Raw genomic sequence first — 13114 nt, 5'->3', positions numbered from 1 at the left:
GAGCCGTCGGCGCAGCCGAATTCAACGGTGGCGGCGGTTGTTTGGCTACCGGCGCTCGTTGGGTGCCGAAACAGCTTGCACGCCAACGATTCTAGAGCGAACTGCTGGATGGTTTGGCCGCGGTGGGCGCGCGCGGCGCACCGGCATGTCAGTGCTCGAGGACCAGCTTGCCTACTTGCTCGCACTTGGCGAGCTTGGTCAGCGCATCGGGGTAGGCGTCGAAGGGGAACACTTCGTCCACGATCACCGGCAGACCCCTGGCGATGTGATCGGTCACCTGGACGAACTCGAGGTGGGATCCCGTCGTCACGCCGATCAGCTCCTGATGCTTGAAGAACAGCCGAGGCAGCAACAGCGGCACCTCGACCCCGCCGGTCGCGCCGCAGGTGACGAAGCGACCGCCACTGTCGAGTGCCCGGAGTGCCGGTTCCCAGGTCGCGGCGCCGACGCTGTCGATGACGACCTCCACCTTGACTGGATATGGCCCGGCGGAATCGAACGCCTCAACCGCGCCGAGCTCCTTAGCGCGATTCCGCTTCGCCTCGTCCCGCGACGTCGCGTACACCTCGGCGCCCAGGTAGTTAGCGATCAACAGCGATGCGACAGCCACGCCCCCGCCGCCACCGACGACGAGCACCTTCGTGCCGGCCTGCACGCGGCCCTTGCGCAACATCCGCCACGCTGTCACGTGACACACCGGATACGCCGCGCACTCGACCCAGGACAGGTGCTTCGGCTTGCGAACCGGATGCCACGCGGGCACAACGACACAGTCGGCATGACCCCCCCACCGGTGCTCGCCGAGCAGGTGCGTCCCAGGGTCGACGATGCTGTCGATGCCGCGGGTGAGGATCGCCTGGTGAGAGGTGATGCCCGCCTCCATCACGACTTCGTCGCCCGGCTGCCAGTCGCTCACGCCGGGACCGACCATGTCGATCACTCCGGCGACGTCGGAGCCCGATACATGCGGGAACGATCGCGGCTTGGGCATTCCCCGCGTCAGCCAGAGGTCAATGTGGTTGAGGGCGGATGCCCGGACCTCAATGCGGACCTCGCCGGGACCTGGCTCCGGAGTCGGGACCTCGCCCCAGCGGTACTCGCCCGGCGATTCGTCGAGGATCCATCCACGCATGGATCAGTACGGTACCGACGTTTGTCGCGCGGGGGAGCGGGTTGGGCCGCTGCCACCGCTAGCCGTTTTTGGAATCCCCTGCTGGATGCTCTGCGAAAAGACCGTCGCTCAGTCCAGGTAGTCGCGCAGCACCTGCGAGCGGCTGGGGTGGCGCAGCTTCGACATAGTCTTGGACTCGATCTGGCGAATGCGCTCGCGGGTCACGCCGTAAACCTGGCCGATTTCATCCAGGGTGCGGGGCTGGCCGTCGGTGAGACCGAAGCGCAGCCGTACTACGCCCGCCTCGCGCTCCGACAGCGTCTCCAGCACCGACTGCAACTGGTCTTGGAGCAGCGTGAACGAGACCGCGTCGACGGCCACCACGGCCTCGCTGTCCTCGATGAAATCGCCCAGCTGACTGTCGCCCTCGTCGCCGATGGTCTGGTCCAACGAGATCGGCTCGCGGGCGTATTGCTGGATCTCCAGCACTTTTTCTGGCGTGATGTCCATTTCTTTGGCGAGCTCTTCGGGCGTGGGCTCGCGGCCCAGGTCCTGCAGCAGCTCGCGCTGGATACGGCCCAGCTTGTTGATCACCTCGACCATGTGCACCGGGATGCGGATGGTGCGGGCCTGGTCGGCCATGGCGCGGGTGATGGCCTGACGGATCCACCAGGTCGCGTAGGTGGAGAACTTGTAACCCTTGGTGTAGTCGAACTTCTCGACGGCGCGGATCAGACCCAGGTTGCCCTCCTGGATGAGGTCCAAAAACGCCATGCCTCGGCCGGTGTAGCGCTTGGCCAGCGACACCACCAGCCGCAGGTTGGCTTCCAGCAGATGGTTCTTCGCGCGGTCGCCGTCGCGGCAGATCCACACCATGTCGCGACGCTGCGCGGCGGGCAGTTTGTCGCCGCGCTCGGTCATCTCGGTCATCAGCTGCGTCGCGTACAGCCCGGCCTCGATCCGCTTGGCCAGCTCAACCTCTTCCTCGGCGTTGAGCAGCGCGACCTTGCCGATCTGCTTGAGATAGGCGCGAACCGAGTCGGCCGAGGCCGTCAGCTCGGCGTCCTTGCGGGCCTGCCGCAACGCCTCGGACTCGTCCTCGTCCCAGACGAAATCGCCGGAGGCCTTGTCCTTTTCGCTGGGCTCGGCGATCTCCTCGTCATCCTCCGCGGCGGGCTCGCCGGCCTTGGCGGGCTTCGTGGCCGCCTCGCCCTCGCCCTCGGCGGCGTCGGTCTCGCTCACCTCGGCGTCTTGGCCGTCGGGCGCTACGTCGTCCTCGAGGTCCTCGAGGTTCAGGTCGGTGTCGATATCGAGGTCTTCGCCGGGCTCGACCTCCAGGTCGGGTTCGTTGTCGAGATCCTCGACGGCGCCGTCGGAATCGAGGGCGTCGGGATCCGCCGGCGCGGCCTTGGCCGCCTTGCTTCCGCGCGGCGACGGCGCCTTAGCGGCGGCACGGGTCTTCTTGGGGTCGTCGGCCGCATCGGTTTTGGACGTGGTGGACGGCGATGCTGCTTTGGCGGCCCGCTTGGCCGGCGCCGATCCGTTGGCAGCCTTGGCAGCCGGTCGCTTGGCGGGGGACGACGGAGACTTCGTGGCGGTGCGTTTCACCGGCCCGTCTGTCGCCGGGCTTGCTTTCGTCGCTGCCACTTACACCCCTTCGTTTGGGCTCACTTTCGGTGGGTATTGGGCATGGTTAACCGAAAGTGTCTGCTATGTCGATGTCGGCGTTGGTATCAGCGTGAGTAGTCGCACGCTATGGGTTGGGCGTTCGCCGAGCACCATTGTAACGACAGTGCGCGGCACTACGGCCCTGCCGGCCAAAATCAGTGAGTCACGTCCGAGGTGGCGGCCATGGCCGCGCCGACGATCCCGGCGGTGTTGAGCAGCGCCGCGGCAACCACCGGGGTGCGGTTGGTCAGCAGCGGCACCCATTTTTCAGCCTTGCGGCTGATGCCACCGCCCGCGATGAACAGGTCCGGCCACACCGCATTCTCGATGCTCACCAGCACTTTGGTGACCTGCTTGGCCCACTTCTCGTAAGACCAGCCGTTCTTTTCCTTCACCGAGGACGCTGCCCGCTGTTCGGCCTCCTTGCCGCCGACTTCGAGATGGCCGAACTCGGTGTTGGGGATCAGCGACCCGTTATGAATCACCGCGGAGCCGATCCCGGTGCCGAACGTCAACAACACCACGAGGCCGGACTGGCCTTTGCCCGCACCGTAATGCTCCTCGGCCAGCCCGGCCGCGTCGGCGTCGTTGAGGACGATGACGTCCTGACCGTTCAGCTCGGCGCTGATGATGTCGCGCGCGTTGCTGCCGATCCACGCCTTGTCCACGTTGGCCGCCGTCTGCACGATGCCGTGCGTGACGACGCCGGGATAGGTCACCCCCAGCGGGCCGGTCCACCCGAACGCGTTGACCACCTCGGCGATCGTCTTGGCCACCGCCGGGGGCGTCGCGGGCTGCGGGGTCAGCAGCTTGACCCGCTCGCCGATCAACTGCCCGGTGTCCATGTCGACGATGCCGCCTTTGATGCCGCTGCCGCCGACGTCGATGCCGAATCCGCGACGCTGTGGCCCGCCGTCGCCGGCAGCTGTGCCGGGCGTATCCGTGATCGAGTCGGTGCTGGTCATCGAATCTCCTCGGCGTGACTGGGCTGTCCGCTCACCTTAACGCCGCAACGGCGCGGCCCGCGGCGTCCGCGCGAGCAGGGCGACTGTGATCCGATAGACCGGTGACCCCTTCCGATGACGAGCTCGTGCAGCTGCGCTCCGTCGCCGAAACATTGGCCGCGGAGGCCGCCGCGTTCGTGAGGTGTCGGCGGGCAGAGGTTTTCGGCACCGACGCTGTCAGCGATGACAGCGGCGCCGTGCGATCGAAGAGCACCCCGACCGATCCGGTGACCGTCGTCGACACGGAAACGGAACGGCTGTTGCGCGATCGGCTGGCCGAAATACGGCCTGGGGAGCCCATTCTCGGCGAGGAGGGCGGCGGGCCTGCCGATCCGGCGGGCACGCCGGCCGGATCGGTCACCTGGGTGCTCGATCCCATCGACGGCACAGTGAATTTCGTCTACGGCATCCCCGCCTACGCCGTGTCGGTCGGCGCACAGGTCGACGGCGAGTCGGTGGCCGGGGCGGTCGCCGACGTCGTGGGGAACCGGGTGTACTCGGCGGCGGTGGGCCTGGGTGCGCACGTCACCGACGATGAGGGGACGCAGCCGCTGCAGTGCGCGGCCGTCGACGATCTGTCAATGGCGTTGCTGGGCACCGGGTTCGGCTATTCGCGGCAGCGCCGCGCGGCGCAGGCCGCGCTGCTGGCGCGCATGCTCCCGGTGGTCCGCGATGTTCGTCGCATCGGTTCGGCGGCGCTGGATCTGTGCATGGTCGCCTCGGGCCGGCTCGACGCCTACTACGAGCACGGCCTGCAGGTGTGGGATCGCGCCGCGGGTGCGCTGATCGCCGCGGAGGCGGGGGCTCGGGTGGTTCTGCCCGCGCCCGGCGTAGCCGGGGCCGGCCTGGCGCTGGCCGCCGCGCCCGGAATCGCCGACGAACTGCTGGCCGTCCTGGAGCGCTTGGACGGCATGGATCCGATTCTCGATTGACCGTCCGCGCGTCAGCAGCTGCTGGCGTGAATCTTGGCCAGCAGCGTGGGATCTGAGGGCTCGGTGGCGCCGGGGCGCAGGGTGGCGAGCACGGCGTCGATGTCGTCGTTGTGGGCCAATGCGGAGAAGTCGGTGCCCAGGGAGAGGTCGACCGAGTCGTCGGCGCGGTTGTCGTTGAACAGTTCGGTGCACGGCGCCACCAGCCACACGGCGGCCGCGGTGGCCTGTCCGGCGGTGCCGAAACGAATTTGGCCCTGGCAGGTCAGTCTGGTGCCCGCATAGAGCGGGTCGTTGGCGGCGGTCGGTTGGGCGAAGCCGAGGTCTTTCATGGCGCCCGCGACGTCGCCGGCCTGGCCGCCGCGGCCGCTGGCGTTGAGGACGCGAACTTTGGTGTCCGCGAGTTTGGCAGGCGTGACGTCCATCATCGCGCTGCGCGAAACCTGTTCACCGAGTTGCGCCGGTGCCGAGCCGGCCGACTGCGGTGGCGGGTTGCACACCGCGGCCTCGTGCACCTTGGCGGGTCGCGTCAGCGCGATCGTCCAGATCACGGCGGTGGCCACCGCGAGGACGATCGCCGCGACTACGGCGGGCCGGGGGTTGCGGCGCCGGAAGGGCCGGCCGTGCTTGTCAAACGCTGTACCCTCGGTGATTTGCGTGACCACAGCTGCACTCTAGCCGCACGCTAAACCCGCTGTTCAGGGACGAGCGCAAGGGTAAAAATAGGGGTGTGACGTAAATCACACCTTAATGGATCGCGATACGGGCACGAATCATTTGGTGGATGCGTTCGACGCTGGTACAAAGCGATGCTTGGATAACGAGGGCATGTGAGGGGATAGGGCAATGCCTACCGACTATGACGCTCCACGGCGCACCGAGACCGACGACGTTTCGGAGGACTCGCTGGAGGAGCTCAAAGCGCGACGGAACGAGGCGGCGTCGGCCGTCGTCGATGTCGACGAATCTGAATCCGCTGAGAACTTCGAACTTCCGGGCGCCGATCTGTCGGGGGAAGAGCTGTCGGTGCGCGTGATCCCGAAGCAGGCCGACGAGTTCACCTGCTCGAGCTGCTTCCTGGTGCAACACCGCAGCCGGCTGGCCAGCGAGAAGAACGGCGTGATGATCTGTACCGACTGCGCGGCCTGATCGCTGCACTCACCGTGTCAGGGCCGACAGCACCCGCTCGGGGCGACGGCAGCTCACCAACCAGTACGGCGTCGGATCGTCCGGATCGTCGAGTACCGCCAGGATCATCGGCCCCACCCATGCCCTGTGTAGGACGTACGCCGCCGGGTCCAGCTGGCGGCCCAACGCGGCGGACTTGGCCGAGGGCGCTATCTCGGCGGATCGGGAGATCACGGTGACGGGCAGATGCGCCGCGCCGGCCCACAGCTGCACTTCGCCCGGCGCCGCGGGGTCTTCGGTTACCCGGATCTCGACGCGGCCCAGCCACAGCAACGCCGCGGCCGCCACAGCGAATAGCGTCGCGTACGGCCACCAGACCGATTGGCGGGTGACGCCCATGTTGAATTCGAAAGCGACGATGCCCGCCAGCGCGAAGGCCGGTGGCCACCACCACCACGGAACCCACAATCGTTCGCGATACCGCACGTTGTGCGGCGCGACGCGCGTCTCTGACACGCAGTCAAGGGTAGTCTTTGGCCCCGTGTCGACCAGTCTGGCCATCGTCCGTCTTGACCGCGAGCTCCCGCTGCCCGTCCGCGCCCACGAGGGCGACGCGGGCATCGATCTCTACAGCGCCGAAGACGTCAAGCTGGAACCCGGGCGACGCGCCCTGGTGCGCACGGGGGTCGCGGTGGCCATCCCGTTCGGGATGGTCGGCTTGGTGCACCCGCGGTCGGGATTGGCTGCGCGAGTTGGGCTTTCGATCGTCAACAGCCCGGGCACCATCGACGCGGGCTATCGAGGCGAGATCAAGGTCGCGCTGATCAACTTGGACCCGACCGAGCCGATCGTGGTGCACCGCGGCGACCGCATCGCCCAGTTGTTGGTGCAGCGGGTCGAGTTGGTGGAGCTGGTCGAGGTGTCGTCGTTCAACGAGGCCGGGCTGGCCGAAACATCCCGTGGCGATGGTGGTCACGGTTCCTCCGGCGGACATGCGAGTTTGTGATGCGCCGGCGTCGATGCAGTGGGGCCCCTCCTGCTTGCGGGGGACAAGGCGATGAGAAGGAGCGGCGCTGATGGCTGCATTCGGTAAGCGCACACCCAAAGACGACGACGCCTCCGGCGCCGACACATCGGCGGCGGAGAAGGTCGTGGCCGGCGAGGCCGACGAACCGTCCCCCGAAGACCTCGAGGGCCCGTTCGACATCGAGGACTTCGACGATCCGGCGGTCGCCGAGCTGGCCCGGCTCGACCTGGGCTCGGTGCTGATCCCGATGCCGGAGGCCGGCCAGCTGCAGGTCGAGCTGACCGAAACCGGTGTGCCGAGTGCGGTCTGGGTCGTCACGCAGAACGGTCGTTTCACGATCGCCGCCTACGCCGCGCCCAAGACTGGTGGCCTGTGGCGTGAAGTGGCCGGCGAGCTGGCCGAATCGCTGCGCAACGACTCGGCCCAAGTCAGCATCAAGGACGGGCCGTGGGGCCGCGAAGTGGTGGGCACCGCCGCCGGCGTGGTGCGCTTTATCGGCGTGGACGGCTACCGCTGGATGATCCGCTGCGTCATCAACGGCTCCCAGGAGACGATGGAAGCCCTGGAGCAGGAGGCGCGAGCGGCCTTGGCGGACACCGTGGTTCGGCGCGGTGATACGCCGCTGCCGGTGCGGACACCTTTGGCGGTGCAGCTGCCCGAGCCGATGGCGCAGCAGCTGCGCGAAGCTGCCGCTGCGCAACAGGCCGCACGGCAGGACGACGCCCAACCGGTGCAAGGGCAGCAGGCACCATCCAACGAGCCGGCCGCGCGCCGCAGCGTCGACGGGTCGGCTATGCAGCAGCTGCGCACCACCACCGGCGGCTGACCGGCTACAGGTCGGCCAGCGCGCCCAGACAGGCCGCGCCCAGGGCGGTGGGATCCAGCCCGATCTGGTCCAGCGTCACCGTCCGCAGCGCCGCGCGCGGCGCCGCGGCGGCCCAGTCGAGGCCGGCCTGCAACGGGTGGATCGGATCGTCGACCGCGGCGGCCACCCCCAGCGGCACGGCCAGCCCCGCCAGCTCGTCGCAGCTCGGCGCGACATAGGCGGCCGCCTCTTCCATGACGTCGGGCAGATGGGGCCACTGCGCGCCCCACGACCGGCTCAGCTCGTCGGCCAGCCACGGTGGGCTGGACGCCCGCATCTGGGTCGTGGTCGCCGCCAACCCGTCGGCCCGCAACTGCGACGCCGAATACCGCGCCGCAAGGGCCGCGGGCGCCGTTCCGGGCGCGCCGGCCCAGGCCGGCAGCGCGGCCAGCACCGCGACCGACCGGTCGGGATGGGCCAGCGCCCAGGCAGCCGCCACCGCGGCGCCGATCGAGACCCCGCCCACAGCGATCGGCTCCGCGCGCGCGGCGTCATCCAGCGCCGCCAGGTAGCCCTCGATCAACCGGTCGGGCCGCGGCGGAGGGGTTACCAACAGCGCGCCGATCCCGGATAAGGGACCGGAAAAGGCCCGGTGAACGTAGTCGTCGTCGGAACCGGTGCCGGGCAGCAACACCGTCGTGACACCGCGCAGATCGACCACCACCTTTTGATAGTGCCCCGCCGTTGACCCGCCCTCCAACACGACGTTTGAGTCAGTTGGCGCTGGGGAACCAAGAGGTCTACGGTGTCCGTTGGCATAGATGGAAGCATCGAGGCTTAGCAGCATTTGTCAGGAGTGGCCATGGGGGCCCAGGGGTATCTGCGCCGGCTCACCCGTCGGTTGACGGAGGATCCGGAACGACTCGACTCGGAGGAACTCTCCGACGAGGTCACCAGCACGGGCGCGCAACGCGCGATCGACTGTGAGCGTGGCCAGGAGGTCACGATGGTGGGGACGCTGCGTAGCGTCGAGTGCAACGGCAGGGCCTGCGCCGGCGGAATACGCGCCGAATTGTTCGACGGCAGCGACACCGTCACGCTGGTATGGCTGGGGCAGCGCCGCATACCGGGCATCGACTCGGGCCGCACCCTGCGAGTGCGTGGGCGCCTCGGCAAGCTGGAGAATGGAACGAAGGCGATCTACAACCCCCACTACGAAATTCAGCGGTGACCGACCCCGACGATCTGGGGGCAACCCCGCGCGAGTCGCCCGCGCTGGACCAAATGACCGCTAACCGCATCAACCCGGAACGTCTGCTGGCTCAGGCCGGCGGGATCAGCGGTGTCATCTATTCGTCGCTGCCGGTGGTGGTGTTCGTCATCGCCTCGAGCGTGTCGGGCTTGGTTCCCGCGGTTGTGGCCGCGCTGGGGGCGGCCGCGTTGATCTTGATGTGGCGGCTCATTCGCCGTGAATCCGCACAGCCGGCCTTGTCCGGCTTCTTCGGCGTGGCGCTGTGCGCGCTGATCGCCTACGTGCTGGGGGAGTCCAAGGGCTACTTCCTGCTGGGCATCTGGATGTCGTTGGTGTGGGCGGTGGTCACCGCGGCGTCGGTGCTGATCCGCCGCCCAATGGTCGGCTACGCGTGGAGCTGGGCGACGGGGCGGGGCGATCGCTGGCGCGCCGTGCCACGGGCCGTCTATGCGTTCGACATCGCATCGGTGGGCTGGGCGCTGGTGTTCGCCGCCCGGTTCATCGTTCAGGGTCTGCTCTACGACGCCGATCGGACCGGCTGGCTGGCGGTGGCGCGGATCGCGATGGGCTGGCCGCTGACCGTGCTGGCGGCGTTGGCGACCTACGCCGCGATCAAGTCGGCGCAGCGGGCCCTCGCCGCTGCCGATGTTCCCGCGGTCGAAATCAAACCCGGCGCCTGACTACTCGCCGGCCGGGCTGTGGCTGCCCAGCAGCAGCTTCTGCAGGTCTTCCTCCGCCTCGGCGACGGCCACGAACAGCAGCTCGTCACCGCCCTCCAGCGGCTCGTCCTCCTCGGGAACGATCACCCGGGGGCCGCGCAGGATCGTCACCAGCGAGGTGTCGCGCGGCAGCTGCAGTTTGCGCACGGGCTTGCCGCCCCACGGGGTGTCGTCGGGCAGTGTGATCTCGACGAGGTTGGCCTGACCCCTGCGGAATTCCATCAGCCGCACCAGATCACCGACGGCGACGGCCTCTTCGATGAGCGAGGCCAGCATGCGCGGCGTCGACACCGCCACGTCGACCCCCCAGGCGTCGGTGAACAACCATTCGTTGCGGGGATCGTTGACGCGGGCCACCACCCGCGGTACGGCGAACTCGGTTTTGGCCAGCAGGCTCAGCACCACGTTGGCCTTGTCATCTCCGGTCGCGGCGACCACCACGTCGAACTCCTGCAGGTGCACCGACTCCAGCAGGCTCAGTTCGCACGCGTCGCCCAGCCGCCAGTGCGCGGCAGGGATGGCGTCGACGTCGACGTGATCGGGATTACGTTCGATCAGCGTCACATCGTGGCCGTTGCCGATGAGTTCGCGGGTGACCGAGCGACCGACCGCGCCGGCGCCGGCAACAGCTACCTTCATGTGCGCCGCTCCTCAAGCCGCTTGTTCGGAATCATCACAAGTCTTCGCTGGGTGGCAGCGCGGCGATGGCCACCGCCTCGGCGGCGCGGCCTGAGATCGCGGCGACATACACCTGGTCGCCGGACTGAATAACCGATTTGGGTTCCGGCAACACGCCGGCCCCGAAACGGATCAGGAATGCGACCCGGGCGCCGGTGGCCTGCTCGAGATCGGTGACGCGATGCCCGATCCAGTCCTCGTGCAAGACGACCTCGGACACGGCGACGGTGCCGGTCGGATCGCGCCACTTGGCCGTCTCTGACTCGCGCAGCAACGCGTTGAGCAGGCGGTCGGTGGTCCACGGCACGGTCGCGATGGTGGGAATGCCCAGACGTTCGTAGACCTCGGCGCGCTTGGCGTCATAGATGCGCGCCACGACCCGCTTGACGCCGAACGTCTCCCGGGCCAGCCGCGCCGAGATGATGTTGGAGTTGTCGCCGGATGACACCGCGGCGAACGCGTCCGCTTCCTCGATGCGTGCCCTCAGCAGTACATCGCGGTCGAATCCCTGCCCCAGTACCCGCTCGCCGGCGTATTCCGGGCTGAGCCGGTTGAAGGCGGTGCTGTCACGGTCGATGACGGCGACGTCGTGACCGATGCGCGACAGTCCGTCGGCGACCGAGGAACCGACCCGCCCGCAGCCCATCACCACTACTCGCAACTTGAGGTCCTCTCGACCGCGTCCTGCGCCCTTCACCGGCGACCCATGCCGGCCAGCCGTTTCGGTCGGCAAACATTCTCCTACGAACGCTACCGCCAAACCCGTCTGGGCTTACTCTTGGCTCTCGTGTCCAAACTTTCAACCGCCACCCGTCGGTTGCTTATCGGTCGGCCGTTTCGCAGCGACCGGCTGAGTCACACGCTGCTGCCCAAGCGGATCGCCTTGCCGGTGTTCGCCTCCGACGCGCTGTCCTCGGTTGCGTATGCGCCCGAGGAGGTCTTCTTGATGCTCTCGGTGGCCGGGGTGACGGCCTACGCGCTGACGCCGTGGATCGGGCTGGCGGTGGCCGCAGTGATGCTGGTGGTGGTGGCCAGCTACCGGCAGAACGTTCATGCCTACCCGTCCGGCGGCGGCGACTACGAGGTGGTCACCACCAACCTCGGCGACACCGCCGGGCTGGTGGTCGCCAGCGCGCTGATGGTGGATTACGTTCTGACCGTTGCGGTCTCGACGGCGTCCGCGATGGCGAACATCGGCTCGGCGATTCCGATCGTGGCTCAGCACAAGGTGTTCTTCTGCGTGGTGTCCATCCTGCTGGTGATGGCGCTGAACCTGCGTGGCGTGCGCGAGTCCGGGTTGGCGTTCGCCATCCCGACGTACGCGTTCATCATCGGTGTACTGGTGATGATCGGCTGGGGGCTTTTCCGGATCTTCGTGCTGGGCAATCCGCTACGCGCCGAGTCCGCCGGGTTCCAGATGCACTCCGCCCACGGCCAGATCGTCGGTTTCGCACTGGCGTTCCTGGTGGCGCGGTCGTTCTCCTCGGGATGTGCGGCACTGACCGGTGTCGAGGCGATCAGCAACGGGGTGCCGGCATTTCAGAAACCCAAGTCGCGCAACGCCGCCACCACCCTGCTGATGCTGGGCGGTATCGCGGTGACGCTGCTGATGGGCATCATCGTGCTGGCCCAGCAGATCGGCGTCCAGCTCGTCGAGGATCCCGCTACGCAATTGGGTGGCGCGCCCAAGGATTACTACCAGAAGACGCTGGTAACCCAGCTGGCGCAAGCGGTGTTCGGCAGCTTCCACATCGGGTTCCTGTTGATCGCCACGGTGACCGCTCTCATCCTGGTGCTAGCGGCCAACACCGCGTTCAACGGGTTCCCGGTGCTCGGCTCGATCCTGGCGCAGCACAGCTACCTGCCGCGCCAATTGCACACCCGCGGAGACCGATTGGCGTTCTCCAACGGAATCCTGTTCCTGTCCGGGGCGGCGCTGCTGGCGATCATCGCGTTTCGCGGTGAGGTCACCGCGTTGATTCAGTTGTACATCGTCGGTGTTTTCATCTCGTTCACGCTGAGCCAGATCGGCATGGTGCGGCACTGGACCCGGTTGTTGCGCACCGAAACCGAGCCGCGGGCGCGGCGCAAGATGATGCGCTCGCGGGTGGTCAACACGGTCGGCTTGCTGTCCACCGGCACGGTGTTGCTGGTGGTCCTGGTGACCAAGTTCGCGGCCGGAGCGTGGATCGCCCTGTTCGCGATGAGCCTGCTGTTCGGGATCATGAAGATGATTCACCGGCACTACAACACGGTGAACCGGGAATTGGCGGAGCAGGCCGCCGCCCAGGACGACGTGGTGCTGCCCAGCCGTAATCACGCGGTGGTGCTGGTATCGAAGCTGCACCTGCCGACGCTGCGTGCGCTGGCCTACGCGAGGGCCACCCGGCCCGATGTGCTCGAGGCCGTGACGGTCAGCGTCGACGACGCGGAAACCCGCGAGCTGGTGCACAAGTGGGAAGAAAGCGATATCAGCGTCCCGCTCAAGGTCATCGCCTCGCCGTATCGAGAAGTCACCCGTCCCGTATTGGAATACGTCAAGCGGGCCAGGGAAGAGTCGTCGCGCACCGTGGTGACGGTGTTCATTCCGGAGTATGTGGTGGGCCACTGGTGGGAGCAGGTCTTGCACAACCAGAGCGCCCTTCGGCTCAAGGGCCGCCTGCTGTTCATGCCGGGCGTCATGGTGACTTCGGTTCCGTGGCAGTTGAGTTCGTCGGAGCGGCGTAGAACCCTGCAGCCGCACGTGGCGCCCGGTGACGCTCGTCGGGGAATCTTCGATTGACCCGCGAATCC

The 13114-nt window shown here is 67.7% G+C and carries 15 protein-coding genes; 7 read left to right on the top strand and 8 right to left on the bottom strand.

Going from position 1 to position 13114, the window contains the following annotated elements; all coding sequences use genetic code 11:
• Positions 1–148 precede the first annotated feature (148 nt).
• The 3 genes from A5753_RS10920 to ppgK form a co-directional block, all read right to left on the bottom strand.
• Positions 149–1132 (bottom strand): zinc-binding dehydrogenase, encoded by a 984-nt coding sequence (locus A5753_RS10920; RefSeq protein ID WP_067126987.1) that lies wholly within the window; start codon positions 1130–1132, stop codon positions 149–151.
• Positions 1133–1240: 108 nt separating this feature from the next.
• On the bottom strand, positions 1241–2758 hold the full coding sequence (locus A5753_RS10915; RefSeq protein WP_156656055.1) for an RNA polymerase sigma factor: 1518 nt from the start codon (positions 2756–2758) through the stop codon (positions 1241–1243).
• A gap of 176 nt (positions 2759–2934) precedes the next feature.
• Positions 2935–3744 (bottom strand): polyphosphate--glucose phosphotransferase, encoded by an 810-nt coding sequence (gene ppgK, locus A5753_RS10910; RefSeq protein ID WP_067126980.1) that lies wholly within the window; start codon positions 3742–3744, stop codon positions 2935–2937.
• 101 nt (positions 3745–3845) lie between these two features.
• Between ppgK and A5753_RS10905 the strand changes: the two genes are divergently transcribed.
• Positions 3846–4715, top strand: a complete 870-nt coding sequence (locus tag A5753_RS10905; protein ID WP_067126978.1) for an inositol monophosphatase family protein — start codon at positions 3846–3848, stop codon at positions 4713–4715.
• Between the two features lie 11 nt (positions 4716–4726).
• Here the strand turns inward: A5753_RS10905 and cei are convergent, their stop codons facing one another.
• On the bottom strand, positions 4727–5377 hold the full coding sequence (cei, locus tag A5753_RS10900) for an envelope integrity protein Cei (RefSeq protein WP_067126975.1): 651 nt from the start codon (positions 5375–5377) through the stop codon (positions 4727–4729).
• Positions 5378–5558: 181 nt separating this feature from the next.
• On the opposite strand from cei, the gene A5753_RS10895 reads away from it, so the two are divergent.
• Positions 5559–5861: a DUF4193 domain-containing protein gene (locus A5753_RS10895; protein WP_036468275.1), complete on the top strand. Its 303-nt coding sequence runs from the start codon at positions 5559–5561 to the stop codon at positions 5859–5861.
• Between the two features lie 9 nt (positions 5862–5870).
• Here A5753_RS10895 and A5753_RS10890 read toward each other — a convergent pair whose 3' ends face one another.
• Positions 5871–6356 (bottom strand): DUF3093 domain-containing protein, encoded by a 486-nt coding sequence (locus tag A5753_RS10890; protein ID WP_067126973.1) that lies wholly within the window; start codon positions 6354–6356, stop codon positions 5871–5873.
• Positions 6357–6381: 25 nt separating this feature from the next.
• Between A5753_RS10890 and dut the strand changes: the two genes are divergently transcribed.
• On the top strand, positions 6382–6846 hold the full coding sequence (dut, locus tag A5753_RS10885) for a dUTP diphosphatase (RefSeq protein WP_067126970.1): 465 nt from the start codon (positions 6382–6384) through the stop codon (positions 6844–6846).
• Between the two features lie 70 nt (positions 6847–6916).
• The gene (locus A5753_RS10880) at positions 6917–7693 is read left to right on the top strand and encodes a DUF3710 domain-containing protein (RefSeq protein WP_067126967.1); all 777 of its coding nucleotides are present in this window, start codon (positions 6917–6919) and stop codon (positions 7691–7693) included.
• 4 nt (positions 7694–7697) lie between these two features.
• Here the strand turns inward: A5753_RS10880 and A5753_RS10875 are convergent, their stop codons facing one another.
• On the bottom strand, positions 7698–8396 hold the full coding sequence (locus tag A5753_RS10875) for a hypothetical protein (RefSeq protein WP_067127298.1): 699 nt from the start codon (positions 8394–8396) through the stop codon (positions 7698–7700).
• A 138-nt stretch (positions 8397–8534) separates the two neighbouring features.
• Between A5753_RS10875 and A5753_RS10870 the strand changes: the two genes are divergently transcribed.
• Both A5753_RS10870 and A5753_RS10865 read left to right on the top strand, forming a co-directional pair.
• Positions 8535–8903, top strand: coding sequence for an OB-fold nucleic acid binding domain-containing protein (locus tag A5753_RS10870; RefSeq protein ID WP_067126963.1), 369 nt, complete (start codon positions 8535–8537; stop codon positions 8901–8903).
• Between the two features lie 53 nt (positions 8904–8956).
• The gene (locus A5753_RS10865) at positions 8957–9604 is read left to right on the top strand and encodes a DUF3159 domain-containing protein (RefSeq protein WP_067127294.1); all 648 of its coding nucleotides are present in this window, start codon (positions 8957–8959) and stop codon (positions 9602–9604) included.
• Here the strand turns inward: A5753_RS10865 and A5753_RS10860 are convergent, their stop codons facing one another.
• Both A5753_RS10860 and A5753_RS10855 read right to left on the bottom strand, forming a co-directional pair.
• A complete protein-coding gene (locus tag A5753_RS10860; protein ID WP_067126959.1) occupies positions 9605–10282 on the bottom strand; it encodes a TrkA family potassium uptake protein in 678 nt (225 codons plus the stop codon).
• Positions 10283–10316: 34 nt separating this feature from the next.
• Positions 10317–10982, bottom strand: coding sequence for a TrkA family potassium uptake protein (locus tag A5753_RS10855; RefSeq protein ID WP_156656060.1), 666 nt, complete (start codon positions 10980–10982; stop codon positions 10317–10319).
• A gap of 126 nt (positions 10983–11108) precedes the next feature.
• On the opposite strand from A5753_RS10855, the gene A5753_RS10850 reads away from it, so the two are divergent.
• Entirely contained in the window at positions 11109–13103 is a 1995-nt protein-coding gene (locus tag A5753_RS10850) for an APC family permease (protein ID WP_067127287.1), read from the top strand.
• Positions 13104–13114: the final 11 nt, after the last annotated feature.

It is taken from the genome of Mycobacterium sp. 852002-51971_SCH5477799-a (assembly GCF_001667145.1).
Lineage (GTDB): Bacteria > Actinomycetota > Actinomycetes > Mycobacteriales > Mycobacteriaceae > Mycobacterium.
This window is presented reverse-complemented; position numbering and strand designations above follow the sequence as displayed.

Coding starts and splice junctions, on each gene's coding strand:
- A5753_RS10860 (WP_067126959.1), bottom strand. CDS start 10,282: ATGAAGGTAGCTGTTGCCGGCGCCGGCGCGGTCGGTCGCTCGGTCACC.
- A5753_RS10870 (WP_067126963.1), top strand. CDS start 8,535: ATGGGGGCCCAGGGGTATCTGCGCCGGCTCACCCGTCGGTTGACGGAG.
- ppgK (WP_067126980.1), bottom strand. CDS start 3,744: ATGACCAGCACCGACTCGATCACGGATACGCCCGGCACAGCTGCCGGC.
- A5753_RS10895 (WP_036468275.1), top strand. CDS start 5,559: ATGCCTACCGACTATGACGCTCCACGGCGCACCGAGACCGACGACGTT.
- A5753_RS10865 (WP_067127294.1), top strand. CDS start 8,957: ATGACCGCTAACCGCATCAACCCGGAACGTCTGCTGGCTCAGGCCGGC.
- A5753_RS10880 (WP_067126967.1), top strand. CDS start 6,917: ATGGCTGCATTCGGTAAGCGCACACCCAAAGACGACGACGCCTCCGGC.
- A5753_RS10920 (WP_067126987.1), bottom strand. CDS start 1,132: ATGCGTGGATGGATCCTCGACGAATCGCCGGGCGAGTACCGCTGGGGC.